Source organism: Candidatus Nitrosopelagicus brevis, assembly GCF_000812185.1.
GTDB lineage: Archaea > Thermoproteota > Nitrososphaeria > Nitrososphaerales > Nitrosopumilaceae > Nitrosopelagicus > Nitrosopelagicus brevis.
The window spans coordinates 868383-894788 of the sequence record NZ_CP007026.1; the positions used below are offsets into that span (position 1 = coordinate 868383).

The 26406-nt window shown below is 33.7% G+C and carries 30 protein-coding genes and 1 tRNA gene; 12 read left to right on the forward strand and 19 right to left on the reverse strand.

What is annotated here, in order from left to right; genetic code table 11:
• Positions 1-26: 26 nt before the first annotated feature.
• Entirely contained in the window at positions 27-2147 is a 2121-nt protein-coding gene (locus T478_RS05190; RefSeq protein WP_048105693.1) for a 3-hydroxypropionate--CoA ligase, read from the reverse strand.
• Positions 2148-2202: 55 nt separating this feature from the next.
• Complete coding sequence (locus tag T478_RS05195; RefSeq protein WP_048105696.1) at positions 2203-3477, reverse strand: Glu/Leu/Phe/Val family dehydrogenase; 1275 nt, start codon at positions 3475-3477, stop codon at positions 2203-2205.
• Positions 3478-3562: 85 nt separating this feature from the next.
• Here T478_RS05195 and T478_RS05200 point away from each other — a divergent pair, with 85 nt between their 5' ends.
• The 5 genes from T478_RS05200 to T478_RS05220 are packed head-to-tail and all read left to right on the forward strand — an operon-like array spanning position 3563 to position 7502.
• On the forward strand, positions 3563-4441 hold the full coding sequence (locus T478_RS05200) for an NAD-dependent epimerase/dehydratase family protein (RefSeq protein WP_048105698.1): 879 nt from the start codon (positions 3563-3565) through the stop codon (positions 4439-4441).
• A 60-nt stretch (positions 4442-4501) separates the two neighbouring features.
• Positions 4502-5227, forward strand: coding sequence for an archaeal proteasome endopeptidase complex subunit alpha (locus tag T478_RS05205; RefSeq protein WP_048105700.1), 726 nt, complete (start codon positions 4502-4504; stop codon positions 5225-5227).
• Between the two features lie 50 nt (positions 5228-5277).
• A complete protein-coding gene (locus T478_RS05210) occupies positions 5278-5967 on the forward strand; it encodes a class I SAM-dependent methyltransferase (protein ID WP_048105702.1) in 690 nt (229 codons plus the stop codon).
• On the forward strand, positions 5964-7121 hold the full coding sequence (locus tag T478_RS05215) for an MFS transporter (RefSeq protein ID WP_048105704.1): 1158 nt from the start codon (positions 5964-5966) through the stop codon (positions 7119-7121). Before T478_RS05210 ends, T478_RS05215 begins: the two co-directional genes overlap by 4 nt.
• Positions 7122-7145: 24 nt before the next feature.
• A complete protein-coding gene (locus T478_RS05220) occupies positions 7146-7502 on the forward strand; it encodes a Sec-independent protein translocase subunit TatA/TatB (protein ID WP_048105706.1) in 357 nt (118 codons plus the stop codon).
• On the opposite strand, the gene T478_RS05225 is transcribed toward T478_RS05220, so the two are convergent.
• Together T478_RS05225 and T478_RS05230 are read right to left on the reverse strand one after the other, a co-directional pair.
• Positions 7492-8274: a DNA-methyltransferase gene (locus T478_RS05225; RefSeq protein WP_048105708.1), complete on the reverse strand. Its 783-nt coding sequence runs from the start codon at positions 8272-8274 to the stop codon at positions 7492-7494. The two genes, T478_RS05220 and T478_RS05225, sit on opposite strands and share 11 nt — an antisense overlap.
• Before the next feature lie 69 nt (positions 8275-8343).
• On the reverse strand, positions 8344-8538 hold the full coding sequence (locus T478_RS05230) for a hypothetical protein (RefSeq protein ID WP_048105710.1): 195 nt from the start codon (positions 8536-8538) through the stop codon (positions 8344-8346).
• A 95-nt stretch (positions 8539-8633) separates the two neighbouring features.
• Here T478_RS05230 and T478_RS05235 point away from each other — a divergent pair, with 95 nt between their 5' ends.
• The 3 genes from T478_RS05235 (at position 8634) to T478_RS07575 (ending at position 11359) form a co-directional block, all read left to right on the forward strand.
• Complete coding sequence (locus tag T478_RS05235; RefSeq protein WP_048105712.1) at positions 8634-9467, forward strand: SDR family oxidoreductase; 834 nt, start codon at positions 8634-8636, stop codon at positions 9465-9467.
• A gap of 65 nt (positions 9468-9532) precedes the next feature.
• A complete protein-coding gene (locus T478_RS05240) occupies positions 9533-11203 on the forward strand; it encodes a DNA topoisomerase I (RefSeq protein WP_048105714.1) in 1671 nt (556 codons plus the stop codon).
• A gap of 40 nt (positions 11204-11243) precedes the next feature.
• Positions 11244-11359: transfer RNA gene (locus tag T478_RS07575), tRNA-Met, on the forward strand.
• Positions 11360-11375: 16 nt separating this feature from the next.
• Here the strand turns inward: T478_RS07575 and T478_RS05250 are convergent.
• Positions 11376-12197 (reverse strand): hypothetical protein, encoded by an 822-nt coding sequence (locus tag T478_RS05250; RefSeq protein ID WP_048105716.1) that lies wholly within the window; start codon positions 12195-12197, stop codon positions 11376-11378.
• Positions 12190-12633, reverse strand: a complete 444-nt coding sequence (locus tag T478_RS05255; protein ID WP_048105718.1) for a hypothetical protein — start codon at positions 12631-12633, stop codon at positions 12190-12192. Before T478_RS05255 ends, T478_RS05250 begins: the two co-directional genes overlap by 8 nt.
• Positions 12634-12729: 96 nt before the next feature.
• Here T478_RS05255 and T478_RS05260 point away from each other — a divergent pair, with 96 nt between their 5' ends.
• The gene (locus tag T478_RS05260; protein ID WP_048105720.1) at positions 12730-13764 is read left to right on the forward strand and encodes an isocitrate/isopropylmalate dehydrogenase family protein; all 1035 of its coding nucleotides are present in this window, start codon (positions 12730-12732) and stop codon (positions 13762-13764) included.
• Here the strand turns inward: T478_RS05260 and T478_RS05265 are convergent.
• The 10 genes from T478_RS05265 to T478_RS05310 all read right to left on the reverse strand — a co-directional run bounded on the left by T478_RS05265 (position 13753) and on the right by T478_RS05310 (position 21223).
• Positions 13753-14310, reverse strand: coding sequence for a HemK2/MTQ2 family protein methyltransferase (locus T478_RS05265; protein WP_048105721.1), 558 nt, complete (start codon positions 14308-14310; stop codon positions 13753-13755). The genes T478_RS05260 and T478_RS05265 overlap by 12 nt on opposite strands.
• A complete protein-coding gene (locus T478_RS05270) occupies positions 14270-14974 on the reverse strand; it encodes a ribosomal RNA small subunit methyltransferase A (protein ID WP_048105723.1) in 705 nt (234 codons plus the stop codon). The genes T478_RS05265 and T478_RS05270 overlap by 41 nt, the downstream gene beginning before the upstream one ends.
• Positions 14971-15537, reverse strand: coding sequence for a DUF655 domain-containing protein (locus tag T478_RS05275; RefSeq protein ID WP_048106972.1), 567 nt, complete (start codon positions 15535-15537; stop codon positions 14971-14973). Before T478_RS05275 ends, T478_RS05270 begins: the two co-directional genes overlap by 4 nt.
• A gap of 17 nt (positions 15538-15554) precedes the next feature.
• Positions 15555-15881 carry an RNA polymerase Rpb4 gene (locus T478_RS05280; protein WP_048105725.1) on the reverse strand — a complete coding sequence of 109 codons (327 nt, stop codon included), beginning with the start codon at positions 15879-15881 and terminating at the stop codon, positions 15555-15557.
• 1 nt (position 15882) lies between these two features.
• The gene (locus tag T478_RS05285) at positions 15883-16182 is read right to left on the reverse strand and encodes a 50S ribosomal protein L21 (protein ID WP_048105734.1); all 300 of its coding nucleotides are present in this window, start codon (positions 16180-16182) and stop codon (positions 15883-15885) included.
• Between the two features lie 95 nt (positions 16183-16277).
• Positions 16278-17402, reverse strand: coding sequence for a DNA repair and recombination protein RadA (gene radA, locus T478_RS05290; protein ID WP_048105737.1), 1125 nt, complete (start codon positions 17400-17402; stop codon positions 16278-16280).
• Positions 17403-17478: 76 nt separating this feature from the next.
• Positions 17479-17682, reverse strand: a complete 204-nt coding sequence (locus T478_RS05295; RefSeq protein ID WP_048105739.1) for a 30S ribosomal protein S30e — start codon at positions 17680-17682, stop codon at positions 17479-17481.
• 39 nt (positions 17683-17721) lie between these two features.
• Positions 17722-19458, reverse strand: a complete 1737-nt coding sequence (locus tag T478_RS05300) for a B12-binding domain-containing radical SAM protein (protein WP_048105741.1) — start codon at positions 19456-19458, stop codon at positions 17722-17724.
• Positions 19459-19515: 57 nt separating this feature from the next.
• The gene (locus T478_RS05305; RefSeq protein WP_048105743.1) at positions 19516-20334 is read right to left on the reverse strand and encodes a dihydroorotate dehydrogenase electron transfer subunit; all 819 of its coding nucleotides are present in this window, start codon (positions 20332-20334) and stop codon (positions 19516-19518) included.
• The gene (locus tag T478_RS05310) at positions 20312-21223 is read right to left on the reverse strand and encodes a dihydroorotate dehydrogenase (RefSeq protein ID WP_048105745.1); all 912 of its coding nucleotides are present in this window, start codon (positions 21221-21223) and stop codon (positions 20312-20314) included. The genes T478_RS05305 and T478_RS05310 overlap by 23 nt, the downstream gene beginning before the upstream one ends.
• Before the next feature lie 84 nt (positions 21224-21307).
• On the opposite strand from T478_RS05310, the gene T478_RS05315 reads away from it, so the two are divergent.
• Together T478_RS05315 and T478_RS05320 are read left to right on the forward strand one after the other, a co-directional pair.
• Positions 21308-22543 carry an NOP5/NOP56 family protein gene (locus tag T478_RS05315; protein ID WP_048105747.1) on the forward strand — a complete coding sequence of 412 codons (1236 nt, stop codon included), beginning with the start codon at positions 21308-21310 and terminating at the stop codon, positions 22541-22543.
• Entirely contained in the window at positions 22530-23201 is a 672-nt protein-coding gene (locus T478_RS05320) for a fibrillarin-like rRNA/tRNA 2'-O-methyltransferase (RefSeq protein WP_425320015.1), read from the forward strand. The genes T478_RS05315 and T478_RS05320 overlap by 14 nt, the downstream gene beginning before the upstream one ends.
• Here the strand turns inward: T478_RS05320 and rnhB are convergent.
• Positions 23193-23813 (reverse strand): ribonuclease HII, encoded by a 621-nt coding sequence (gene rnhB, locus T478_RS05325; RefSeq protein WP_048105752.1) that lies wholly within the window; start codon positions 23811-23813, stop codon positions 23193-23195. The genes T478_RS05320 and rnhB overlap by 9 nt on opposite strands.
• 60 nt (positions 23814-23873) lie before the next feature.
• On the opposite strand from rnhB, the gene T478_RS05330 reads away from it, so the two are divergent.
• A complete protein-coding gene (locus T478_RS05330) occupies positions 23874-25010 on the forward strand; it encodes a tRNA (guanine-N1)-methyltransferase (RefSeq protein WP_048105755.1) in 1137 nt (378 codons plus the stop codon).
• Here T478_RS05330 and T478_RS05335 read toward each other — a convergent pair.
• Positions 24988-25596, reverse strand: coding sequence for an RlmE family RNA methyltransferase (locus T478_RS05335; RefSeq protein ID WP_048105756.1), 609 nt, complete (start codon positions 25594-25596; stop codon positions 24988-24990). The two genes, T478_RS05330 and T478_RS05335, sit on opposite strands and share 23 nt — an antisense overlap.
• Positions 25593-26393: a hypothetical protein gene (locus T478_RS07740; RefSeq protein ID WP_052433899.1), complete on the reverse strand. Its 801-nt coding sequence runs from the start codon at positions 26391-26393 to the stop codon at positions 25593-25595. The genes T478_RS05335 and T478_RS07740 overlap by 4 nt, the downstream gene beginning before the upstream one ends.
• Between the last annotated feature and the right edge of the window lie 13 nt (positions 26394-26406).

Consider the following 26406-nt stretch of genomic DNA (forward strand, 5'->3'; position numbering starts at 1 on the left):
GAATTGAATGTAAAATTAAATGTTGTCTATTTTCCACGTACTTTGCCCCATTGGGCTAATGCAGATGCTGCTGCGACCCAAGTTCTGAGGTCTTGGAAAACTGGGACATTATTTTTCTCAATCAATTTAATCATTTTTTCAGTATATGGGCCGCCATTTCCACCACATAAGATTGGCTTTTTCTTTTTCTTTGAAAGAGCAGCTAAATAATCAACAATAGTTTCTTCAAGAGGATCATCTTGGAATACAAACCAAGGCATTGCAATGTCAATATTTTTGTCTGCCAAAAATTGTTCAAGAACAAAATTATAATCACTTGCAGTTGCGCCACCTCCGACATCAGCGGGATTTCCATTATGAATTGGAACAGTCGGTGGGAAATGTTTTTGAATTTTTGTACGAGTTTTTGAATCTAATTTTCCAATTGTGAGTCCCAAGCGGTCTAAATGATCAATTCCACCAATCATAGGACCTGCACCGTTACTTGTCATTGCAACACGATTACCGTTTGCTGGTGGTTGCCATGCCATTGCCTTTAAGACACCAACTAATTCTTGATAACTGTCAACTGAGATAATTCCTGCTTGCTTGAATGCACCCATAATCATTGCATTTGAACCTCCAAGAGAGCCCGTGTGAGATGCTGCTTGTTTTGCACCAGCTGCGGTTCTTCCACTCTTCCAAATAATTACTGGTTTTTTCTTTTCTTTCATTACGCGTTTTGCAGTATTGATGAATTTTCTTCCATCACCAAATCCTTCAACATATAATCCAATTACTTTGGTTTGAGGATCATTTGCTGCATACCATATCATATCTGCTTCATCAACGTCAGAACGATTACCAAAGCTAATCATTTTTGATAAACCAAACAAATCTGCACTTTCTAACATACTAATTCCCATTGTTCCGCTTTGTGAGAAGAATGCAACGTTACCTAGTTTTGAACGAACCATTCTTGCCTGTCCTTGGAATGCGCAATCAAGTCTATTTGCTGCATTAAACATTCCAATGCAGTTAGGACCGATTACACGAATTTTATGCTTTAATGATAATTCTTTAACTTCAGCTTCCATTGCAGCTCTATCGCCACCAAGCTCTTTTCCACCACCAGAAACAATTACTACATTATGAATTCCTTTCTTTGCACATGTCTTCATTATTGGTCCACATGCAGAGAGATCAACACAAACAACAACAAGATCAACTTTTTCTTTTATTGCGTCTAATGAAGGATAACATTTGATTCCAAGAATTTTCTTTTGTTTAGGATTAATTGGGAAAACTTTACCTTTGTAATCTTGTTTTCCAAGTGCATCTAACACAGAGTTTCCAATTTTACCAGGAGTTGCAGATGCGCCGACTAGTGCAACAGATTTTGGTGTGAAGAACTTCTCCATTGAGGCAATGACTGGTTTTGCTTTTGAGATAGAGTTCTTTTTGAGTTCTTTATTTAGAATGATTTTTGCATCTACTACAAAGTAAGATTTTGGATATACGATTACAGGGTTAAAGTCAATACTGTTGATATAATTTGCATTTTCAACACCAATTTTTCCAATTTGTACTAATGCTTTTGCAACCATGTTTGTATCAATTGGTGCACTTCCACGGAAACCTTTGAGAAGTTTTGAACCTTTTAGTTCATTCAACATAGATTTTGCATCAGATGTTGTAATTGGAAGCATTCTAAATGCAACATCTTTGAATACTTCAGTCATGACTCCACCCAATCCAGCCATAATCATTGGTCCAAATTGTGGATCATTTTGTATACCTACGATTAATTCAACACCTCCTTTTGGAACCATTTTTTCCAAAAGAATTCCTTTTACATCAACACCTTTCTTTTTAGATAATCTTCCATACATGTCATTGAATGTTTTTTTAACATCAGCAACATTGTCGATGCCAACCTTAACTCCACCAACATCAGTCTTGTGTAAAATTTGTGGAGATACAACTTTCATTACTAATGGAAATCCTAACTTTTTTGCTTGTTTTGCAGCTTCATCTGCAGATTTTGCTAGAGCAAAACCTGGTACTTTAACACCATATTTTTTTAGAATTGTTTTTGATGATTCTTCAGTTATGACTTTATGATCTGTATTGATTATTTCTTCAAAGGTATTTTTTACAAAAGACATTATTCGATCGATGAAAAAATTTTTCGCTATATTAATCTTTGATCAAAATTTTTGATTATGGCCAAATGCCTTTATGTTCAAATGCTTCCATGACTCTTTGAACTGCAAGAACCATTGCTGCACGTCTCATGTCAATTTTGTATTTTTTCGAAATATCGTGAGTGTCTTTTAGACCTCTAACAATATTTGCTTCCATTTTTCCTGCAACTTCATCAAAGCTCCAGTAATATCCCATGTTATTTTGTACCCATTCAAGATATGAGATACAAACACCACCAGAGTTTGCAAGTATGTCAGGAATGACCATAATTTTTTTGTTGTAAATGATTGGGTCTGCTTCAGGTAATGTTGGACCATTTGCAGCTTCTCCAATAATTCTACATTGTAATTTCTTTGCAAGTTTAGCATCAATTTGATTTTCAAGTGCACCAGGAATTAAGATCTCACATTTTGTTGTGAGTAATTGTTCAGTTGAAACTTTCTTACTACCAGGGAATCCAACAACACTACCTTTCTTTTGTTTGTGTTCAATTAATTTACTAACTTTGAATCCATTTGGAACAATAATTGATCCTTTAGAATCACTTGCACCGATACATTTAGCACCCATTTTTTCAAGATATTCACCAGCAAAAGTGGATGCATTTCCAAATCCTTGTAATACAACTTTTGCGCCTTTAAGGTTAATTTTTAATATTTTGGCGGCACCTCTTACGCAATAAGCAGTGCCCAATCCGGTTGCAACATTTCTTGCAAGTGAACCTCCCATAGGAATTGGTTTTCCAGTAATTACTCCTGGAGAGTATTTGTTACCGTTCATCTTACTCCAAGTATCCATAATCTGTGTCATTTCTTTTCCAGTTGTGTAAACATCAGGTGCAGGAATATCTTTTTGAGGTCCAATGATTTCGCCGATTTTATATGCAAATCCTCGAGTTAATCTTTCTAATTCTCCTTCACTTAGTTTGTCTTTTTTCGGATTTACAAAAATTGCACCTTTACCACCGCCAAGTGGAACGTCAACTACAGCACACTTCCATGTCATCCAAGACGATAATGCCATAACTTCGCGTTCCATGTATTGAACTCCGCCTTCTGGATCAAAGTATCTAATTCCACCTTTGTATGGACCACGATCGTTGTTGTGTTGTGATCTAAATCCGGTGAAGACACGTATTTTTCCATTATCCATCTTTACAGGAATTTTAACACGGAGAACTTTGTTTGGCATTGCAAGATATTCTCGAATACCTTTATCTTTAATTTTTAAAACATCACAAGCATCGTTTACTTGTTTTGTTGCATTAGCAAAAGGGTCATGTTTTACCAAGATGAATATTGTGTAATTTCAAATTATACTTAAAAGTATCTTTCACAATATCAAATTTTTTATCATCTAATAAAATAGATAATGTATGAAAGTTTTAGTTACAGGGGCAGGTGGATTCATAGGCTCCAGACTAGCAAAGAAACTGATTTTAGAAGGACATGAAGTTTATGGTACAATTCACGATTCGCCATCTCAAGTTGAAGGGATGCAAATTATTAATGCAGATTTAACAAATGATGAATTTGAGATTCCAGATGTGAGGTTTGATGTGGTTTTTCATTTGGCAGCTGCAACTCCATTGGTTAAAGATAAGAAAAAACAAAAGAGAATCAATTATGATGGAACTGTAAATTTATTTAATAAAATTAAAGATAAAACAGAATTCATAATTTATGCATCAGGTTTAGGTGTATTTGGGAATCCAAATGGTACAGTGGACGAACAAAGCCCAATCAAACCAGATACAGATTTTGTAAAAATAAGATTAGATGCACAAAAATTTCTTGAAAATTCTTGTAAGGAGAACAATATCGGTTTTTCAGTATGTTATTTTGGCGATGTCTATGGCGATGGAAGTTGGTTTACAGAGATGGTAGTTAAAAAATTAAAGAGTGGAATGATGAAGACTCCTGGAAAAGGTGATTACGATAAATGCTTCATACACGTTGATGATGCTGTAGGAATTTTGATATCAATTGCAAAAAATAATCTAAGAGATCAAGCATATGTTTGTGCAGATTCAACTTCTGTAACTTTTAAAGAATTTGTAGATTATACGGCAGATAAAATTGGAGCAAAACACGCAGGTGGAGTTCCAATGTTTCTAGCAAAAGGAGTGTTAGGAGGAGATTTAGTAAAGTTACTTACAACTCCAATGAAAATTTCAAATAAGAAAATTTCAGAAGTTTACAATTTTGTTTATCCTTCCTATGAAGAAGGGATCAACTCAATTCTTGATTCATAGATAGTATCTACATCTAAAAGAACTAACCCTTAAATTGACTCAGTAACTAAGTTTTTCATTATGATGCCAAATCGTGGTTATGACATGACTCCAACCATGTATTCACCTGATGGAAGAATTTACCAAGTTGAATATGCACTTGAGACTGTCAAACGTGGAACACTTGCCATAGGAATAATGACAAAAGAAGGCATTGTTTTAGCTGTTGAAGAAAAAACAAGAGCATTACAAGTTGAAGGAATTACGCAAAAGATTTTCCAAGTTGATGATCATATTGGAGTTGCAGCCGCAGGTTACATTCCTGATGCAAGAGTTCAGGTTGACAATGCAAGATATTTTTCTCAAAGTAACAAATTGACTTATGATGAACCAGTAGACATTGAAACAGTTGCAAAACATTTAGCAGATCAAAATCATCAATTTACACAATATTCAGGTGTTAGACCATTTGGTGTTGCGTTAATTATTGCAGGAATAGATAGAAAAGGAGTTAATGTTTACGTTATTGATCCTAGCGGAACCTACAACTCTTATTCTGCAATAGCAATTGGAACTGGTTCAGACGAGGTAAATGAATTCCTAGAGAAGAACTACAAAGAAGGATTAACAATTGATGAGGCTGCATCATTAGCAATTGCTGCAATCAATCTCAAGAGCGAGGAAAAATCCGGCATAGAGCACATAAAGATGTCAAAGATACTATCAGAAGGAAAAATGATAGAGAAAATTTCTACTGAAGACCTAAAGAAGTTTGACGAGGCTGCAAAAGGCAAATTTGTCAAATAGAACGAAATTCTTAAGAATTGAATTATTAGAGCAATGATTTTGATTTAGATATGGGTTTAGGCAGTTATTGGGGAGAAGTAATAGACGTACTTCGAGAAATCATACCAGTTTATGACAAAGTAAATTCATTCATTTCCCTAGGAAAAGATGTTGAACATAGAAACAGAGCAATCAAAGGTAGAGTAAAGAAAGGAGATAAAATTCTAGATGCAGGTTCTGGATTTGGGAACATGTCAAAAACTGCAGCAAAGATTGTTGATAATGATTTGAAAATAATTCTTTATGATCCACTTGTACCAATGTTAAAAAATACAGACAGACTGTTTGATAGAAAAATAGACTCTGCTTGTGGTGTTTTTGAACATGTTCCATTTCAAGATAAAGAATTTGACGCAGTACTGTCAGGATATTCATTACGCGATGCAATTAGCTTGAAAACTGCAATTTCTGAAATGCATAGAGTTCTAAAAGAAGACGGCAAGTGGGTCATAGTTGATTTGGGAAAACCAGACGAACCGTTTTTTAGATTTGGTGTAACATTTTATCTCAGAATGATTTTACCGGTAATAGCACTGATAGCAGGAGGAAGACTTGGATTAAAGTTTGGTACATTGTACGGAACATACAAGCTTTGGCCACAAAATAAGAAATTGGAATCCATGTTACTTGAGAAATTTTCAAGAGTGGAATTTGAAAAAGACCTTATGGGCGGAGCTATTATGGTTGCTGCATACAAATGAATAATAGATTAATTCTAGTTTACATAACCGGCATTTTAATTGGAATCTCATATGGGCTTCAAGGTCCTTTGTTACCAGTTTTTGCAAAAAATGTAATTGGTGCATCATATGCAGATTTAGGAGCAATAGGATTTGCAAATTTTATTCCATACATGTTCTTTCCATTATTTGTCGGAATTTTATTAAACCGTTTCAACAATGCACATTTGCTTTCGTTAGGAATTGGAATAAATTCAATATCAGTATACTTACTTTCAATTTCACAATCAGTTCCAGAAATTATGGGCTATAGAGTACTTACAGGAGTAGCGCATGCATTTTTTTGGCCACCATGTGAAGCAATTATTTCAAATGTAAGTAAAGGAAAAACACGGGTAAGAAACATTGCAACGTTTACTGGATTTTTTACAACAGGATTTATGATTGGACCACTAATCGGCTCAGTGATATTAGAAAACTATGATGAAAATTATAGATTCATTTTTGAAATTGCAACTTACATATTAGTAGCATCAATTGTTTCAGCCATCGGTCTATCTAGAAATAGACCAATTGTAAAAAGTGAAAAATTCTCATTTTCTTCAATCAAAGAGATAATAAAATTTCCACATGTCATCATGATGCTCATTTATTGTACTGCATCATTTGGCATAATTTTGAGCATTTATCCTGCTTTTTTGAACGACAGGGCCATGACTCCAGTCAATATTGAAATTTTATTTTTCATTTTTGGTTTATCGCGAATAATAACTCTCATTATGGCAAGCAAGTTGGCGAAAAATACAAGTCTCACATTGATTCTGGCGACTTTTTCTATAGCTGCAGGACTAGGACTATCATTCTTCGTAGAAAGCATTGTTGAATTTGCAATTGCAATAACATTATTGGGATTTGGATTCAGTATTTTCTTCCCACTAACATTAGAAATTGTTTTGAGTAAAACAAGGAAAGAGATTTCCGGTACTATGATTGGAGCATATGAAACAGTGTTTGGAATAGGATGGGCTAGTGGTCCAGTAATTGCAGGAGTAATATCACAATTCTTTGGAAATGAAACACCGTACCTAGTATTCTTTGTAATAGGAATTGGTGTTGCAATACTTTCCATATCAAAAAGAAGAATGCTTGAGCCTAACAAAAATACAAATCTTTAATTTTAAAACAAAATATTGAGAGACATGGAATATTTCCTAAATATTATGGGAAGTGAATGGATGATAATCATTTTCGTTGCATTAATTCTATTATTTGGAACGAACAAACTTCCTGAAGCCGGAAAAAAGATTGGAAAAATGGTAGGCGAATATAACAAAGCAAAAACAGAAATGCAAAATCAAATTAATGATATGACAAAAGCTGAACCGGAAAACCCTACAATTGAGGGGCCAGTTCAAACAGAGAGACAAAAATTAGAAAGAATGGCACAAACATTGAGAATTAACACGGAGAATAAATCAGATATAGAATTAAAAAATGCTATTGATGCAAGGTTTGGACCCAAAGAAAATAGTTCAGAGAATAAATTTACGAATTAGATTTTTCATTTAATCGGTACACATTTTTCCGTAATCTTTTTTGTGCAAATTTATAATATTCCTTAACAATTTCAAATCCGCAAAAACGTCTATCTAACATTTTTCCAACTACTGCAACTTGTCCAGAACCAAGGAATGGATCAAATACGATATCATTTTTTTTACTAGAATACATTAGAATTTTTTTGATGATTTCAGCAGGCAATTTTGTAGGAGTTTTATCCTCTCCAGTCCAATATTCACGTTTAATTTCCCAAACATCTTCTTTGTCATGATAATGTAGGCTGTGACCATCCTCACTTTTTTCATTTTTTCCATATCTTGAAAAAGGGTAAAATTTTCTTTTTTTAGGATTTTTACAAACAAAAAGACAATGGTAATGTGAAGTTACAAATTTATTTTTTGTTACAACACCAAACTGATATTTCCAAATTATGTGATTGATTACAGTTAAACCAACATCATCGATTGCAATCAAAATATCTTTAAGATTATTCCAGCCAGAAAATATGTACATACTTCCAGATTCTTTTAGTATACGATTTGCTTCAGAAATCCAATCATAACTAAACTGGGAATAATTTTCAGGTAAGATTTCATTATATCCTTCAATTACTCGAGAACTTTTTCTATTGTAATTTGCTTTTTTGGCTTTAAAATCAATAGCAAATGGAGGATCTGTAATTATTAGATCGATTTTATTTTTATCAATTAACTTCATTCCATCAAGACAGTTTTTGTTATAGATTTTATTGAAATCAATTTTTTTCATTAATTATTTTTCTATTCATGATTACTTAAAATTTCATAAAAAGAAAAATTGTAATGTTTTCCACTACAATTAACGATAAGGGATTTTTGCTTTTTTCTTGTTTACTGCTGTAAGTTCTTCTTTTAGATGTTTTTTAAGAAGATTTTCATGTTCTTTTTTATGCTTCCAGTATGCATTGAGACATGCTTGTCTAGTTTTTGCACGATTCAAAGCATTTGTGAATTTTTTATGGCTTTTAGCCACATCGGATGTATAACCTGCCATACTCCAGATCCAGCCGCATTATAGTTAACCTTTTTTGTTTTCATGGAATAGTGCCAAAGAATAATACTATTACATAGTGATTTCAAACAAGGGTCATGGAAAAGGTTGCAGTTGTCACAGGTAGTTCTAGTGGAATTGGATTTGAAACATCTCTAGCATTAGCAAGAGAAGGATATGTCACATACGCAACCATGAGAGATGTAAAAAAGGCCGACGATATACAGAGAATTACAGATGAAGAAAATCTTCCATTGAAAGTAATAGAATTAGATGTTGATAATGACGAATCTGCCGGAAATGCAATAGATACAATCATTCAGGAAAAAGGTAGAATCGATGTACTAGTCAATAATGCAGGATGGGGCATATGGGGAACGGGTGAAGATGTTTCAATTGAGGAATTTAGGGAACAGTTTGAGACGAACTTTTTTTCAATTGTAAGATTGATTCAGAAAGTTGCGCCTACAATGAGAAAACAGGGTTCAGGAGATATTGTGAATATTAGTTCAGTAGCAGGAAGAATTGGTTTTCCAGTATCAACTGCATATATCAGTTCAAAATTTGCTTTAGAAGGTTTTTCAGAATCTTTAAGGTATGAACTTCAACCGTTTGGAATCAATGTGATAATAATAGAGCCAGGAGTCATCAAAACAAACTTTTTTGATTCAATGAGAACTGCAAAAAAAGCAGATAATGATGATACTTACAAAGATATCACATCAAAAGTAATTTCAGGTGTAGAAATGATGGCAGAGATGGGAACTCCGCCAAAAGAAGTTGCAAATGCCATAATTAATTCAATAAAAGAAGAAAATCCTTTACCAAGATACGTTGTAGGTAATGATGCGGCAATGTTCTTGGAGGCAAAAAAAATGAAAACAGATATTGAGTTTGAGAATTATCTGAAAAAGGAACTATACGGGGAATAATTCAAGGTTAGAATATATACGCCAGATACCGATTTTTGTCAAAGTCCGAAGGATTGTGAATTATAATGAAATGGAAAAAACTAGAACATAATGGAATACTTTTTCCGCCAGATTTTGAAACCAAAAAAATAAAGATTAAGATCAAAGGAGAAAGTGTTGATTTAGACATAAATCAAGAAGAGATGATCTATCAATGGGCTAAAAAGAAAGACACACCGTATGCACTAGACAAAGTTTTTCAGAAAAATTTTGTTGCAGATTTTGCAAAAACATTTGGTAAAAAATATAAAAAATTAGAATTAGATGATATTGATTTTAAAAATGCGTTCAATTTAGTTGATAAAGAAAAAGATGCAAAGGAACTCCTTACAAAAGAAGAGAAAAAGGCACTTGCTGCAAAGCGTAAAGAATTGAGAGAAGAGATGAAAGTGAAATTTGGTACAGGAAAAATGGATGGGAATGAAGTTGAAATTGCAAACTATATGGCTGAACCACCAGGAATTTTCATTGGAAGAGGGGAACACCCCTTACGAGGAAAATGGAAACCAAAAGTCACATCGAAGGATGTCACATTAAATTTAGGCAAAGAAGCAAAGGTGCCAGTTGGAAATTGGGGCAAAATTGTTCATGATCAAGAATCAATGTGGATGGCTAGTTGGACAGATTTTCTAACACAAAAAAGAAAATATGTATGGTTAGCAGATACTGCAGGAATTAAACAAGATAGAGATAAGGCAAAATACGATAAGGCAAAGATGCTAGCAAAAGAAATTGAAACTATAAAAAATAAAATTGTAAAAGATATGCAGAGTAAGGATCCTAAGGTAAGACGAATATCTACAGTATGCTGGTTAATTTATCGAACAGCAATGAGAGTTGGAGATGAAAAAGATCCTGATGAAGCAGATACAGTAGGTGCAACCACACTAAGAAAAGAACATGTAACATTAACATCAGATGCAATAAAATTTGATTTTCTTGGAAAAGATAGTGTACGATGGCAAGAAACAGTTCCAGCTATTGGAAATGATAAGCAGTTTCATGAGAATCTTAAAGAGTTAACTGCAAAAATTAAAGCAACTGATGAAATATTTGGAAACTTAACATCTAGAGATGTAAATGAATACTACAAGACGGTAGTAAAAGGATTAACTGCTAAAGTTTTTAGAACATTCAGTGCTTCAACAGTTGTTTCAAAATATCTTAATGAAAATGGAGATGTGAAAAAAGGTTCACAAATGGAAAAGCTATATCATGCAAAACTGGCTAATCTTGAAGCTGCAATCATGTGTAACCATAAGAGAACCATTCCAAAGACATTTGAACAATCTCTTCAAAAAAAGCGTGATACACTCAAAACAGCAGAAAAAGCAACACCATGGAAGAAAAATGAGGAAGTATTGAAAAAGGCTGAATCAACAAAGACTAAGACCGATGCACAAGAGAAGAAAAAAAAAGAGAGAATTACAAAAATTAAAGGAATGATAAAAAAATCAAAGGCAAAACAAAAAGAAAGGGTTGAGAAATTAAGATTACAATTAGACCTTACAGAGAAAACTAGGGATTATAACCTCGGTACATCTCTACGAAACTACATCGACCCACGGATTTTCAAATCATGGACTGATGAGGTAACAGCAGATTGGGAAAAACTCTACACCGCGGCTCTGCAGAAAAAATTCCTCTGGGTAAAATCAGAGAATGAATCGTGGCAAAACGTCTCAAAACATTATTGATTTTAACATTTAAGTGCCATATACTTGGATGAAAATTCGTGCCGGGGTAGCTCAGCCTGGTTAGAGTGCCAGTTCGAATGGTAAACTCTAACGGTTCTTCCATAGAAGGCAATACTCATAATCTGGAGGTCGTGGGTTCGAAACCCACCCCCGGCATTACAGTATTTTTGTACTAAGAAAATTTTGTGAATATGTAGGGAGTTTCAGTTGTTTGATTAAAGCTCCATGCAGTAGGTAAGGAATTTGATTTAATTATTTCAAGACCACTCTCATCAATCAGTTTTTTCCAACCACCATCTCTTGTATCATTAAATGAATATTTTTCAGAATAACTTCCAGTCAAAACCATGCATGATTTTTCTTTTAGGCTGTTATCTAAGTTTGAAATAATTTTGCTTGCCAACACATCGCCCCCCATTTGTGGCAATCCGCCAATAAAAAATGCAGGTTGAGTCAGACCCAGAGAATTATAATCAAATTTTACTGCATCGGAACAAATTGGATTAAAATTTGCCATTATCTTTTTTGAAATATTATTTTGCAAGTCAACTAACATGTCGTCAATTTCAATTCCATATACATTCAATCCTAAAACTTTTCCACAATATGCAATTCTACCGTCACCAGAGCCAATGTCTAGAATTTCCTTATAGTTTAACATTTTAGCCATTGAAGTTATTATGTAAGCAGTTAGCATCCAAGTTGGAGAAAATGGCTGTGTGCTAGATTCATGGCCAATACTGTTTAACCAATATTTGTTTATGTCACCCTCGTACACCATGCAGTTAACATCATTAATTTTTGTTTCAAATTTATCATAGTAAATGGAATTATTTTGTAAAAAGATATGTAGAGAATCAAGATCGTTTTGAGGAATAGGAAAATCATCTGATTCATCCAGTGGCATTATTTCTTGAACATGACTAGTTCCACAATAAACACGTCTGAATTCTTGTTTTAGACTGATAAGATTCTTTGAGATATTTTCAATCATCTTTGATTCCAGAATCATATTGTTTAACAAATTCTTTTGTACTCATTAACTCACGTAATTCTTTGTATAATCGTGCCTCATTTTCAATAATTTCTTTAGTTTTTGCTTCAGAATTTTGGCCAAGTAGTTTAAGATCATTAGTGGATTTTTGAATTGAATTTACCAACTGAGAAAGTATTACTGGATGGAGTGATTTTGAGAAATTTTCATACACATATTTTTGAATTTTGTTAATTTTTTCGAGATGTGTTTGTTGTTTAGATTCCGAGATATCCTGTGTGAGTTTTTTGGACAAGGTTTCAACCATTGTTGCCTGAAAATAGAGACTCACTATGTCAGGAATCATTTTTTCGGAGTTTTTTGGCATAGAGTCTATTATCTTCTGAAATTTTTCAAATTCAGAATCAAGAAGTTTTAATGAGTTTGCCACATCCATATTTAGGATGAATTGTGTGTATTTTTATTTCATTCACACACTATTGTACGTGATTGTTCTATAATGGATTAAATAATTGAAAAATATGATTTTCATATGACAAAAAAAGTTGCAATAATGAAAGGCGACGGAATCGGGCCTGAAATTGTTGATGCAATGACAGGCATACTGAAAGAATGCAATTTACAATCAGAAATGGTATTTTGTGATGCAGGTTCAGAACAATGGGAAAAAAATGGTAGCAAAGATGCATCATACATCCCAGAATCAACTATGACCACACTTGAAGAAGTTGATGCATGCTTTAAAGGACCAACAACTACAATTCCAAAGCCAGGAGCACCAAGGAGTGTCGCGGTAACATTAAGACAAAAATTTGAGTTATTTGCAAATATTAGACCTGTTAAAACTTTCAAGAGATTAACACCAAACAGAAATGTAGATTTTGTATGTTTTAGAGAAGCAACTGAGGGCTTGTACACGGGAGTAGAGACACAACTTAATGAGGATACAGCAATTGCAATTAGAAAAATTTCAAGAAAAGGATGTTCAAGATTTATGGATTCTGCACTTGATTGGGCAAAAAAATACGAGTTAAACAAAGTTGTGGCAATCACAAAACGAAATATTTTGAAAAAAACTGATGGATTATTTTTTGAAGAAGTAGAGAAATCAGTAAAGAGTTTTCCAAATATGGAGCTTCAAGAAATTTACATAGACAATATGGCTCAGCAATTAGTCATAAATCCAGAACAGTTTAACAATTCAGTTTTAGTCAGTACAAACCTATTCATGGATATAATTTCAGAACTTGCATCTGGAATTGTAGGTTCCATCGGTCTCATCTATTCATCAAATATGGGAAAAGATTATGCCATGTTTGAGGCTGCACACGGAAGTGCACCATCATTCAAGGGACAAAATAAAGTTAATCCAACTGCGACAGTACTTGCAGGTGCATGGATGGCAGATTATTTAGGTGAAAGAGACATTAGAGATGCAATTTTTTCAGCAACTGATCAAATAATTAATGAAGGAAAATATGTAACATTTGATATTGGCGGAGAAGCCACTACAACACAAATGTCAGAAAAAATTTCAGAACTTGCAAAAGCAAATTTAAGAAAGTAAGTGTTTTACTTCTACAATAATCAGTTCTTCAAAAAATAATTTTTTTTTATCAATTATTTTTGCTTGAAAACCTTTGGAGTTTACAAAATTAACTAATCCCATATAATCAGATAATGATGACGTTACAAACAGGAATTTTCCATTCTTGTCTAAATGAGGCAATGCTGAAGAGATAATTTCCAATGGGATTTCCAATCCATCTTTTCCACCATCAGTTGCAACATCAATAATTTCATCAGTTGCGAGATAAGGAAGATTGCAAATGATGAGATCAAATTGTAAATTCAATGCATCAGCAGAATGACAACATATGGCATTTTGAGTTTTATAATTTTGTGTACAAAGGGTGTTGAAACTAATATCAGTTCCAACAACTAACTGGAAATTTGAGTTTAGAATGTCAGTCAGATAGCCAGAACCGCATCCTATGTCTAATGCAGATTTACCGCGAAGATCCTTTAGCCTATCTGCAAGAAAGAATGTATCTTCAGCAGGAAGGTATTGTTCAGATTTTTTTAATTTTTTTTGCAAATTTGATAATTTCATTATTGTTCATCTCTTCTAATCTCTGATCAGATTTTATTTCTAATCCCAATTTCTTTCCTATATTTTGAAGTTTTTTCCTTCTAAATGAGAACATGAGATTAACAGACTGGATTAATTCTTTTGAAAATGTATTTTTTCTTGAAAATGACATTATAGCAGAATCAATTTTTGGCTTTGGAGTAAAATTTTCTTTTCCAATTTTTTTGAGAATTTTCATTTCAAATCCAGACTGAGCCAAGACAGAAATTGCCTTTCTTTCATTACCTTCAGCTAGTAGTTTTTTTGCAAAATCATATTGGACCATGACTATTCCATGCTGAAATTTTTCCATGAGCATCCATTGTATGGCATTTTTACTTTCAGAATATGGCAAATTAGAGACAAAAATATCAAATTTTTCGTGTTGTTTAAAGCCGTCACCATGAATAATTTTGAGATTTTTGATTTTAGAAAATTTTACTTTTGATTCCTCATAAAGTTTAACATCTTTTTCAACAGAAATTACATTTTTTGATTTTTCACAAAGAAATGGAGTAAGAATTCCTTTTCCAATTCCAATTTCATAAACTATGTTATTTTTTGATATCTTTGCCGAATCAACAATGAATTTTGCAATTAATTTTGAATTAAGAAAATTTTGTCCTAATTTTTTTCGAATACTCATTTTTTGACAAATAATCTAAACTGAGTTTCACCAGAAATTTCTTCAATAATTCTTTTTGATAAATGATTAACAGGTTCTTTAATTCCTGCACGAGATTCTAAATCCTCATAATTTTCAAACTTTTTTTTGTTAATTTCATCAATTATGACTTTGAGATATGTTTTACCAATTCCAGGAATCAATTCAAGCGAGTGTTTGCGTGGGGTTAATGGTTGTGCATTATTGATATAATTTACAAATCTGATTTCATTGTTTGTGACAATTGTAGATACAACATTAGTTAATTCGGTTTGGGCAGAATCAGATATTTGCTCATAATCTAACTTACCCAATACAGATTGAACTTTTGTTCGTCCTTCTTTTCCAATGTAAATTTTTTCACCTATTTCAAATTCTGATTCATCTAAACCAAGAACTTCAAGTAATGTTAAACGTTCTTCACCTAGAGCTGTTACAATTACACCTTCTCGGCCTCTAACAGTTTTTGACCTACCTCGTGTTGAAAAATCTAACACATATGCATATTCTTCATATTTTCGTGATTGGGTAGTTCCCCTTTCCAAAAAAATCACCTAATTATCTAACTATTGTCCTTGATAATTTTAAGAATTTTTTCTAAAGTTTCAGTCAGAATTAATTTTTTCCATCCAAATGTAAAAGAACGTAATTCAGACATTGTTTGTGGACAAATGTTAATCAGTTCAACAGCTTCTTCTTCAGTAATATTGCAATCTTTAACTAATTGTTGTTTCATTTTTTTTGCTGAACTTGCCTCCAATGTTGAGACTTTGGAAACATAATCAAAAGTCCATCTTTGAATTTGGTCCATATTTTCAGGATCTTGATTCTTCAACAATTCTTTTACTTCAGATAGTGAAACTGCTTGTTTCTTTTTTACTTCTTCCATTTTATACACCGAATGGTTTGATATGGTCTAATCTAGTGATTAAAGTTTTTGATTTTTCACCTAATTTTACATCTAAAACTACATGTCGTCTACCTACTTCAGTGACAAGTCCCACTTTTCCGTGATAACGTCTGTGTGGCAGTCCTTTGTGTTGTGATGAGTCAATTTGGACTAGTGCCCTATCACCAACGTTGTACTCTCTTAGTAAGAAAGATACTCCACGAGGACCTTTTTTTGTCATTACTGATCTAGATTTATGCTTAAATCCGTGTGAACGACCAGATGTCTTTTTAGTTGCCATATTAAAAAAATCACTTGTTTGCCCTTATTTTAAGACTAGTATGAAATTTGGCAGAAATTTGTATTAAAGAAATGAAAAGAGGAGGGGAAATGAGACTATTTCAAATCAGTTGAGTCAGAATCTACTGGTTCTGCGCTAACTTCAGGAGTTTCTGGAGCTTCTTTAGGCTCAGAATCTACTGGTTCTGCGCTAACTTCAGGAGTTTCTGGAGCTTCTTTAGGCTCAGATTTCTTTGTAGTCTTCTTTTTCTTTGTTGTATCTTCTGGGTCTATTACACCGGCTTCGCCTAGTGCAAAGATAACATCCATTTCAGGATGATGTGGACTATCGACCATTCTTGCAATTCTCTTTTTACCTGATTTTTTCAAGTAGACACGGTATGTGCTTGTGTGTGCAACTACATTACCTCCAACAGGTTTTGTTGGGTCACCAAACATCTGGTCAGGAGAAGACATTACTTGGTTTGTTGCAATTGCAGCAACGTTATAGGTTTCAGCCAATCTAACTAACAAATGAACGAATTTGTTTAGTTTTTGTTGACGTGTTGCAAGAGTACCTCTTCCAAGGTATTCAGATCTAAATAGACCAACTGCAGAATCTGCTACTATTAGTTGTATGTTGTGTTCTTTGATTAAAGTACTGGCTTCCTCAAGAATAAGAATTTGATGAGAACTGTTGTATGCTCTTGCAACAATAATGTTGTCAAGAACTTTCTCAGGATCCATTCCATTTGCTTGTGCAATTGAAACTATTCTTTCAGGTCTAAAGGTATTTTCACTATCGATGTATAATACACCACCTTCAAGACCGCCTTCTTGTTTGGATTTTTGGACTTGTACACACATTGTGTGACAGAACTGTGTTTTACCACATCCAAATTCACCATAGACTTCAGTTAGTGCCTGAGTTTCGATACCACCAGCAAATAGTGTATCTAGAGCTTCAGTTGCAGTGGTAATTTTACCAATGGTCTGTCTCTTTTTGTATAACTCGTTTGCGCTAACAAAATCCTTCTGAATTAATCCACCTTCAACTAAACCTTCTCTTGCCTTTTCAACAAGCTTGCCTGCAGTATCAATATCCATACTTGTTAGTTCGGCTATTTCTACAGGACCACGAACCACTAGATCCATAATATTATGAATTCCAGCGTCATTTAGTTTTCGGGTTGTTACTGGACCAACTCCAGCCAGACTTTCCAAAGTTATTTCTTCAGTCATACTGTAAGGTACGGTACCAGTACTTTATAACCATTTTGTTTTATAAGATTTAGATTTTGAATCAATAAACTAAGGTCTAACGACGTCTTCTTCTTTGTGCACTTGCTTTATTTTGACCTGGCATTTTTCCACCAAGACCAATTTCTGCTAGCACGAATCTTTTTCTAAAATTACTTTTATTTCGTAATTTTGAGTTTGTTCCAACGATCTTTCTTCCTTCTACTTTAGGAGTTTGACCTCTTACTTTACCTGCTTTGGTAAGCGAACCGTGTGTTGCCATAGATTTATGCTAAAATTTAGGAATTTATGTATTTGGGAATTACCAATATTCAGCCTTGATTTTCTCAATTACACGCTCATGTTCTCTACCTTTTCTTCGTGCATATCTTTCCATTGCGCCTAATGGAACACCGCCTAAGGAACGTGCAAGTCCATTAAATGCAGTAGCCTTGAGTTTTCCTGCTGCACCATGTTTTCCAGTCCTAGTCATGAATTTTTGAATTCCATACTTGAAATTGTGTTGCCAAGTCTTGTACATGACACCTAATTGTGTTGGGTCATTATCCTGTCCCATATCATAAAATTCAGATTTTTCTAATAATCCAATTGGAACAAATGTTAAAGGAGTAGCAGTAAACATTGCTTCTGGTTGTTCTCTTTCTAATTCACTGATTAATCTGATAGTCTCCCAGCCATCTTCAGGTTGTTCATCGTTATCTAAACCCATAATCAAAGTAAATGCCGGAATCCAATAATTTTCATTTAGAGTTTTTACACCTTCTTTTACAACCCAATGCCATTCATCAGGACTATATGGTGCAAGTTTTCTATCAGCATATTTTTCAATTAATCTTGTACTGCCTGTTTCAAATCCACATTGAATTCCAGTAAGATTATCAGGACCAGCTCTTGTAATTTTGGAAAGACTTGGAACAAGACGTTCATCGGCAATTGCTCCTGAAAGGGTTCCATGTGTAGGATTAGTATGCTTTACACCTGTAGACATTATTGCTTTGAACAAATCTTCTAATGCATCTCTGTTTGGTTCCATATTTTTTGCAGTTCGTATATCCATTCCATAAACAAAGATATCATCACTATGAATCCATGCCCTATCCATTCCACCTTTTTTGATGTTAACTTCAATCTCTTTTTTTACTTTTTCAGGAGAATAATATCTTAAAGAACGAAGTGTTACATCACAGAATTTACATCCACGACCACAACCACGCATTACTTCAACCATGCCATGCATACTTGGTTCTGTAATTTCTGGAATCTCATCTAGTTCTGGTCTATCCCAGAAATTAACAAATCTTCCATGGTGTGTTTTGTCACCACGCTTGAATTCTTTAATGTCAACTTTGAAGTCTTTTCGTTTTCTAAATGGATCCATGTTTTCAAATTGTCCATCAATCAAATAATCGAAAAATCTACCAGCATGTCCATCTATTTCAGGTGCAATTCCGCCCATCTCACCTTCAAGAACTGCATACAAACCATATTCTTCAATTTTTTCAGGCGCATAGTTGTATTGCCAAGTACCAGAAGCACCAGCAATAACTTTAGCATGACTTCCATTCTTTTTCTTTGCTGCATTAATTCTTCTATGTAAATCTGCATTGTAAAATTCATCATATGATGTTTGTTTTCGTCCAAAGGTAAAGGTCATTGTTACAGGTCCCATTCCAAGAGGATCCATTTCGTATGTTCCAACAACTTCGGTTTCAGGACCAATGAATTTTTCAATATGATTTGGATGAGCCACAACTACATCTTTTCGAGCATATCCATCACGTAGTAATCCAGCTTCAACTTTTCGTAATCCATATGGAGCAAATTTGGCAACACCATTAACATCAGGAGACCAATTACAAATGAAATCAAACAATACTTTTGGAGTAACTTGATTTTTTAGAATTTTATACCAGAAACTGTTTTTATCACGATTAGGATCAATTGCAGGAGCACACCCAAAGAATGTTGCGAGAGAAATACCTCGATATGGAGACATCAAAGTTCTGTCTGCAGTGAGAACTACTTTTGGAGTCGCCATTTTTTACCTATACGGCTTGAAAAATCATTTATTTTAAACCTTGCTTGAGTTCTATCGTTATATTTCTTCTAAAATTCCAGATTTTGTTCTATGAGAGTGACCAAATTCAGATTTTTGGGATAAATGATCTCCATCGAATACAGTTCCATCTCTACATGCAAGATCATCATTTACACAACAACTTCCGCATATGCCGACACCACATTTCATCATTCGTTCCAGACTTGCTTGAACAAAAATTCCTTTTTTATTAGCCATTTGGACAGTTTTGTACATCATTAATTCAGGACCACACGTGTAGATAGCATCATAAGAATTTTTTTCCAGGAGGTTTTCCAGGATATCGGTAACATAGCCTTTTTCACCATAGCTTCCATCTTCGGTAACAGGGATTATTTCATGAGAATTATGTTCTAGTAATTTTTTTGCAGTTTCTTCAAAAAATACTTCGTTTTTAGTTTGTGACCCCATCAAGACAGTGATGTGATTTGAGGGATTTGAGAATTTGATTAATCTCATCAAAGGAACTAAACCAGTTCCACCCCCAATTAGGAGAATTTTTCCATTTTTAATTTCAAAGGCATTTCCGTATGGGCCACGCACCCCAATTTGTTGACCCACAGAAAGATTGTATAATGCAGTGGAAGATTCACCACGTTTTCTAACTGTCAATGCAGCTTGATCATTTTCAGCAGATACCATTACACTCATTGGAAGTTCGTTTACACCAGGAATCCAAATCATTGCAAATTGGCCAGGCAAAACATTTGCAAGTAGAGAATCTTTGAAATACAAAGTTCGTACGGTAGGAGTTTCATCAATAATTTTTTCGATGACACAAATGTGCGGATGATTATTGTCTCTTTGCTTTTCCAATCATTTCACCTATTGTTGCATAACCCTTTCTTTCCATATATTTTTGAATGCCAGAATTAATTTCACTAAATGTTTCAACCCAGTGATCACCCATAACACTTCCAAATTGTACCACAGAAGAACCTGCCAAAATAAATTCAACTGCATCCTCCCAATTTGAGATTCCACCACATCCCATTATCGGAATGTCAAACTTTGATGCAATTTCATAAACACATCTTAGAGCAATTGGTTTGATTGGAGTGCCAGATAGTCCACCAATCTTATTGCTGAGAATTGGCATCTGTGTTTCAACATCTATTGCCATTGCTCTAACTGTATTAATTGCAGTAATTGCATCAACACCTGCAGATACAGCAGCATCAACAGTTGCAAGATAATCAGATTTTCCTAGACCTACTTTGGCGACAATAGGTGAATTTGTAATAGATTTGACTTTTTTAATAATTTTTGAAACAAGTTCAATATCATCACCGACTTCTAGTCCAACTTTGGCAACATGGGGGCATGAAAGATTTAGTTCATATGCTGCAACTTTACAATTTTCAAATTTTTTTATCATATATTCAAAATCATCCTCAACAGAGCCAACAAGACTCACAACTATTGGGACATTATCATTTGATTCAATCATTTTTGCAAAAGTTTCTGCACCAGGATTTGATAATCCAACTGCATTTATCCACCCTCCACCTTTCACACTGAAAATAGTTGGGTTCGGATATCCTTCCCAAGGCTCTTTACTCAATGATTTTGTTACAACTGCACCAGCGCCTGCATCATGTAATCTATTGAAAACATCCAAAGAAATACCAAGAATTCCAGATGCTAAGACGGTGGGGCGTTTTAGTGTTAGTGAACCAAGAGTGGTTTCCAGACTAGAGTCCATCTGAAGAAGATTATTGGAAATGGCTTATAACAGTTGGTTTAGGATATGTAGATTTTTTAATGAGGATTAGATTGGTATGATATTATGCTGTCAGTTATACTTACTGAATTAGGAATTGCTGTTTTTGAGGAACAGAAATGTATCAAAACATTTCCTTTTTCAGAACCTGCAGAGGATTATGTTTTTGTAAAGAAAGCAAAATCTAGATTAAGTGATTTAACCAGATTTTTACACGAAAAAGATATTGATGTTTTGGTAAACGATGTAGGATTACAAGATCTACTCAAGAAAAAATCAATTGAATCACAATTAATGAATGAAGTTAAATTAGAAGATATTCAATTAACAAAACCACAAATTTTGGTTGATGCAGGATTAGCAGAAAACCATGACGATGCAATTCAAAAATTAAGAGAATTTGCAATTAGTTTATCATCATCAAAAGTTACAGAGGTTTCATCTAGTCCAGATCTACATATTATTCAAAGTATCAATACATTAGATGATACTGACAAAATTATCAATGGAATGAGTTCAAGATTAAGAGAATGGTATGGACTACATTTTCCAGAACTGGATAACATCATTGATAGTATAAACGGTTATGCGCAAATTGTAGTTGCAGGAAAAAGAGAAAATATCACAGACGATGTATTTGTAAATGCAGGATTTCCTGATTCTAAAGTTCAAATGCTTTCATTAGTAAAAGAAAAGAGTCGAGGAGGAGACATTACAGAAAAAAATCTCGAGATAGTACAAAACTTAGCTAAAAATATTTTAGAATTATTTGATTTGAGAAATGAATTAGAAAAACAAGTTGATGAACAGATGAATGAAGTTGCTCCTAACTTGTCCGCAGTTTTAGGAACAACAGTGGGTGCAAGAATTTTAGCCAAAGCAGGAAGTCTTCAAAAAATGGCAACTATGCCTGCAAGTACAATTCAAGTTCTTGGTGCAGAAAAGGCATTATTCCGTGCATTAAAAACCGGTTCAAATCCACCAAAACATGGCATACTATTCCAACATGCAGTAGTACATGCAGCTCCTAGATGGCAAAGAGGTAAGATTGCAAGAGCCATAGCAGCAAAGGCAGCAATAGCATCAAGAGTGGATGTTCATGGTTCAGGTTTGAATAAAACACTACTAGAAAAATTAAATATTAGAGTCAAGGAAATTGAAGAAAAATATTCCAAACCAGTGAAAAGACCTCAACCACAAGAACAACAAAGAGGAAATTTCCATAAGAGCAAAGAATCTAAACAAAAGAGAAGAGGAGATAGATTCAAGAATAGAAAACGAAAGAATTTTGGAAGAAGATAGAAACTATTTCTGGTTTAATCTGGATGGAGAAAGAAAACTCTTTACAGAAAATTTTTCTCCCGGAAAACAAGTTTACAAGGAAAAATTATTAGATAAAAAAGGCGTGGAATATCGAAATTGGGAACCATTTCGAAGCAAATTAGCAGCCTGCATAATGAATGGATTAGAAGAATTTCCATTTGAGGAAAAATCAAGTGTTCTATACTTGGGTGTATCTACTGGAACAACAATAAGTCATATTTCAGATATTGTAGGTCCAAAAGGAATTATTTTTGGCGTGGAACATTCCAGCAGAGTGGCAAGAGATTTTCTTGATAGAGTTGCAATTTATAGAAAAAATATTGTTCCAATTATTCAAGATGCAAAAAAACCTGATCAATATTTTTCAGTATTTAGTAAAGTGGATGTAGTTTATGTGGATATTGCACAACCAGACCAAACAAAAATTGCAATTGCAAATTGTAAAATGTATCTTAAAAAGAAAGGAATGCTATTTCTTGTAATTAAATCAAGAAGTATAGATGTAACAAAAGAACCAAATCAAATTATTAATGAAGAAATTAAAAAATTGCAAAGTGATTTTGAAATATTACAAAGAATTGATTTGAAACCTTTTGATAAAGATCATGCAATGATTATTGCCAGATCATTAGATTAGACCAAGTATTTTTTGAACAGGTTTCCAACTTTTACGAATTGAAGTAGGAAGAGATTTTTTTGATGAAACAACTTTCTTGACATAATTTACACTTTTTTTATCTGAAGGATATCCACTTCCAAGATTTGCAGTCTTGTTTAAACGCATGATAGAACGATCTCTTGAAACTTTGGCAATTATTGATGCAGCAGAGACAACAACAAATCTAGAATCAGCATAATGATATGATTTCACCTTGGATTTTTTAGACAAGTCAGAAATCTCACGACCAAATCTAGCAGCATTTACATCGCAAGAATCAACGTATGATAGATCAGGATTAAGATTAGATATCACTTCGGCCATTTTTTTTGCTTCTAAATGATTCAAGTTATGTTCAAAAACATACTTGTCAATGGTTCGTGGAGGAATTCGAATTACATGGTAATCGTCAACAAGTTTTACAATTTCTTTATACAATAATTCACGCTTTTTAGGACTAAGTTTTTTGGAGTCACGAACGCCGAGTTTACGAAGTTTAGGTATATTTTTTTTCTCAATACTAATTCCAGCAATAACCATAGGTCCAATCATGGATCCTCTACCAGCATCATCTACACCACATATTTTCACAAATTTTGACTTGTATACACGTATTAGAATATAGGGGATTTAATTTCATAGACGACAAGAATGAATGAAGAGATTATTGAAATCACAGAAGGCAGCACAAAGTTATTTGTTCCAAAAGGATCTATGACCGAGAAGGTTCCACCAAAAGAACCTGCTTTTTTCAATCCTCGAGCAAGTTTGAGTAGAGATTTATCAATAATTGCATGTTCGGCATTTTGGAAAGATTATAAATTTCCAAAAATTTTCTTTGATGGATTATCAGGATTAGGTGCAAGAGGGTTAAGAATTGCAAATGAGATTAGTGAAGTTGAGAAAGTTATTGTAAATGATGTCAATCCTAATGCATTGGATATTGCTTTAAGATCAGCAAAGATAAATAATTTAGAAAATTTTGAGATTTCTGAAAATGAGACATGTAGGTTTCTTAGTTCTCATTCAAGAATGAATGAACGTGCATCAATTGTAGATATAGATCCATTTGGATCACCGTCAAAATACATTGATTGTGCGATTAGAGCAACTATGCATAGCGGAATGTTAGCACTTACTGCTACTGATCTTCAGGTGTTACATGGATTATTCAATAAAGCTGCAAAAAGGAGATACTATGGAACACCAGTTAAAACAGAATTTAGCAACGAGATTGCAATTAGACTAATTTTAGGATGTGTAAGTTTTGTTGCTGGAAGACTAGATATTTCATTTCAACCTCTTTTTGTGGATCATGACATGCATTACTATAGAACATACATGAAAATTTTGAATACTCCTGAAAAAGAAGAGAAAATTGGATACATAATTTTTTGCAGAAGTTGTAAAGACCGTTATACAGAAATCACTAGGCAGGATAAATGTAGAAAGTGCGGTCATGAAACCGAAATAGCAGGTCCTCTATGGATAGGAAAATTATTTGAAAAAGAGTTTATACAAAAAATGAAAAATGTGAAAAATGATCTAATAGTAAATAAAAAATGTGACAGAATTATTGAAAGAGCAGAAGAAGAGGCTGAACTTCCAGCAACATATTATACGTTAGATGAGATTGCATCAATGATCAAGTCTGCGCCATTGAAATTGAATGAAGCAATTGAAAGGTTAAGAGCACAGGGATACAAAGCATCAATGACATCATTGAATCCTGGGGGATTTAGAACAGATTGTGAAATAGATAAAATTACTCAGATTTTTCAGAATTAAGATATCCCATACAAATACAATATAATTCACTACTGGATTTTCTACTTGCTTTTGGTTTTAGCAATTTAGTTTTGATGAATTTTTTCTTGACGAACTCATAAAATTCAGCTGAATATTCGCCATCAAACACCTTGAACAAAGCATTTCCCTTGTTAGATAGAGTTTTTTCCATCAATTTTTCTGCCGTATAATTCAGAGATATCTGTACAGCATGATCAACAGACCAATTTCCAGATACATTTGGGGATAAATCACAAATTACTGAATCAATCTTTCTATTGAAAAATGACATTATTTCTTCAAGTATATCCGGATCTTCAATATTGCCACGGATTATTTCAACACCTGGAAGATCTTCAACAAATGATAAATCAATTCCTAAAACTTTACCCTGATTACCTGAAATTTGACGAGCGACTTGTAGCCATCCACCAGGAGCACATCCCAAATCTAAAACATAAGAACCGGGACCGATAATGCGATATGATTTGTTAATTTCTTTTAATTTGTAAGAAGCCCGACTTCGATAACCTTGTTCATGAGCAAGTTTTCGATAATGATCTTTTTTAGCATCGATTAGTTTCATTTCTTTTTCTTGAATTCAACTGCAACCCAGTTTTCAATTAGTTGACAATGAAGAGGACTAGGTTCAGGATATGCATTTTCAAAGTCACATTTTTGTTCTACAGGACAAGTTAAGCACGGAGAATCAATTAATGATTCCAATTTAATCGGTGCTTGTTCAATAATTAATTTGTAAGTCCATCTTCCTTTTTGTAATATTTTTTCACGAGAAATTAAACCACGTCTTTCTAATCTAAGTGCAAGTCTTGAACCATCCCTACTATTTAGCTTTAATTTTTTCCATAATTCACTTTGTAGTACTCCTTTATCCTCAAATTCAGCAATTATTTCACAAACTTTGTTTGTGAGTTTATCCATATCCATTTTTTCGATTTGGAAGTTTCGTATTTGTTCATCAGAAAATTGTTCTTCCAGATCATCTTCAGGAGTTCTCTCTGCAGCTTCCTTTGCAGCTTTTGCTTCAGCTTCTTCTTTTTCTTTAGCAGCTTTTGCATCTTTTTTTGCTTGTGCTATCTGAGCTTTCGTTAATTTTTTTGGTTTTTCTGCTTTAGGTTTGGCAGATTTCTTTTCTGCTTTAGGTTTGGCAGCTTTCTTTTCTGCTTTAGGTTTGGCAGCTTTCTTTTCTGCTTTAGGTTTGGCAGCTTTCTTTTCTGCTTTAGGTTTGGCAGCTTTCTTTTCTGCTTTAGGTTTGGCAGCTTTCTTTTTTGATTTTTTCTGATTTTCTAATTGTGCACGTAATTCAGCTAGCTCTTTTTTTATTTGACTTGCAGTTTCAGGATCAATTTCTTTTTTCGACATTTTATTTTTCACC

Excerpts from the sequence above, each read along its gene's own strand:
- T478_RS05190 (WP_048105693.1), bottom strand. The coding sequence starts at position 2,147 with ATGTCTTTTGTAAAAAATACCTTTGAAGAAATAATCAATACAGATCAT.
- T478_RS05200 (WP_048105698.1), top strand. The coding sequence starts at position 3,563 with ATGAAAGTTTTAGTTACAGGGGCAGGTGGATTCATAGGCTCCAGACTA.
- T478_RS05205 (WP_048105700.1), top strand. The coding sequence starts at position 4,502 with ATGATGCCAAATCGTGGTTATGACATGACTCCAACCATGTATTCACCT.
- T478_RS05210 (WP_048105702.1), top strand. The coding sequence starts at position 5,278 with ATGGGTTTAGGCAGTTATTGGGGAGAAGTAATAGACGTACTTCGAGAA.
- T478_RS05215 (WP_048105704.1), top strand. The coding sequence starts at position 5,964 with ATGAATAATAGATTAATTCTAGTTTACATAACCGGCATTTTAATTGGA.
- T478_RS05220 (WP_048105706.1), top strand. The coding sequence starts at position 7,146 with ATGGAATATTTCCTAAATATTATGGGAAGTGAATGGATGATAATCATT.
- T478_RS05225 (WP_048105708.1), bottom strand. The coding sequence starts at position 8,274 with ATGAAAAAAATTGATTTCAATAAAATCTATAACAAAAACTGTCTTGAT.
- T478_RS05230 (WP_048105710.1), bottom strand. The coding sequence starts at position 8,538 with ATGGCAGGTTATACATCCGATGTGGCTAAAAGCCATAAAAAATTCACA.
- T478_RS05235 (WP_048105712.1), top strand. The coding sequence starts at position 8,634 with ATGGAAAAGGTTGCAGTTGTCACAGGTAGTTCTAGTGGAATTGGATTT.
- T478_RS05240 (WP_048105714.1), top strand. The coding sequence starts at position 9,533 with ATGAAATGGAAAAAACTAGAACATAATGGAATACTTTTTCCGCCAGAT.
- T478_RS05250 (WP_048105716.1), bottom strand. The coding sequence starts at position 12,197 with ATGATTGAAAATATCTCAAAGAATCTTATCAGTCTAAAACAAGAATTC.
- T478_RS05255 (WP_048105718.1), bottom strand. The coding sequence starts at position 12,633 with ATGGATGTGGCAAACTCATTAAAACTTCTTGATTCTGAATTTGAAAAA.
- T478_RS05260 (WP_048105720.1), top strand. The coding sequence starts at position 12,730 with ATGACAAAAAAAGTTGCAATAATGAAAGGCGACGGAATCGGGCCTGAA.
- T478_RS05265 (WP_048105721.1), bottom strand. The coding sequence starts at position 14,310 with ATGAAATTATCAAATTTGCAAAAAAAATTAAAAAAATCTGAACAATAC.
- T478_RS05270 (WP_048105723.1), bottom strand. The coding sequence starts at position 14,974 with ATGAGTATTCGAAAAAAATTAGGACAAAATTTTCTTAATTCAAAATTA.
- T478_RS05280 (WP_048105725.1), bottom strand. The coding sequence starts at position 15,881 with ATGGAAGAAGTAAAAAAGAAACAAGCAGTTTCACTATCTGAAGTAAAA.
- T478_RS05285 (WP_048105734.1), bottom strand. The coding sequence starts at position 16,182 with ATGGCAACTAAAAAGACATCTGGTCGTTCACACGGATTTAAGCATAAA.
- radA (WP_048105737.1), bottom strand. The coding sequence starts at position 17,402 with ATGACTGAAGAAATAACTTTGGAAAGTCTGGCTGGAGTTGGTCCAGTA.
- T478_RS05295 (WP_048105739.1), bottom strand. The coding sequence starts at position 17,682 with ATGGCAACACACGGTTCGCTTACCAAAGCAGGTAAAGTAAGAGGTCAA.
- T478_RS05300 (WP_048105741.1), bottom strand. The coding sequence starts at position 19,458 with ATGGCGACTCCAAAAGTAGTTCTCACTGCAGACAGAACTTTGATGTCT.
- T478_RS05310 (WP_048105745.1), bottom strand. The coding sequence starts at position 21,223 with ATGGACTCTAGTCTGGAAACCACTCTTGGTTCACTAACACTAAAACGC.
- T478_RS05315 (WP_048105747.1), top strand. The coding sequence starts at position 21,308 with ATGCTGTCAGTTATACTTACTGAATTAGGAATTGCTGTTTTTGAGGAA.
- T478_RS05330 (WP_048105755.1), top strand. The coding sequence starts at position 23,874 with ATGAATGAAGAGATTATTGAAATCACAGAAGGCAGCACAAAGTTATTT.
- T478_RS05335 (WP_048105756.1), bottom strand. The coding sequence starts at position 25,596 with ATGAAACTAATCGATGCTAAAAAAGATCATTATCGAAAACTTGCTCAT.
- T478_RS07740 (WP_052433899.1), bottom strand. The coding sequence starts at position 26,393 with ATGTCGAAAAAAGAAATTGATCCTGAAACTGCAAGTCAAATAAAAAAA.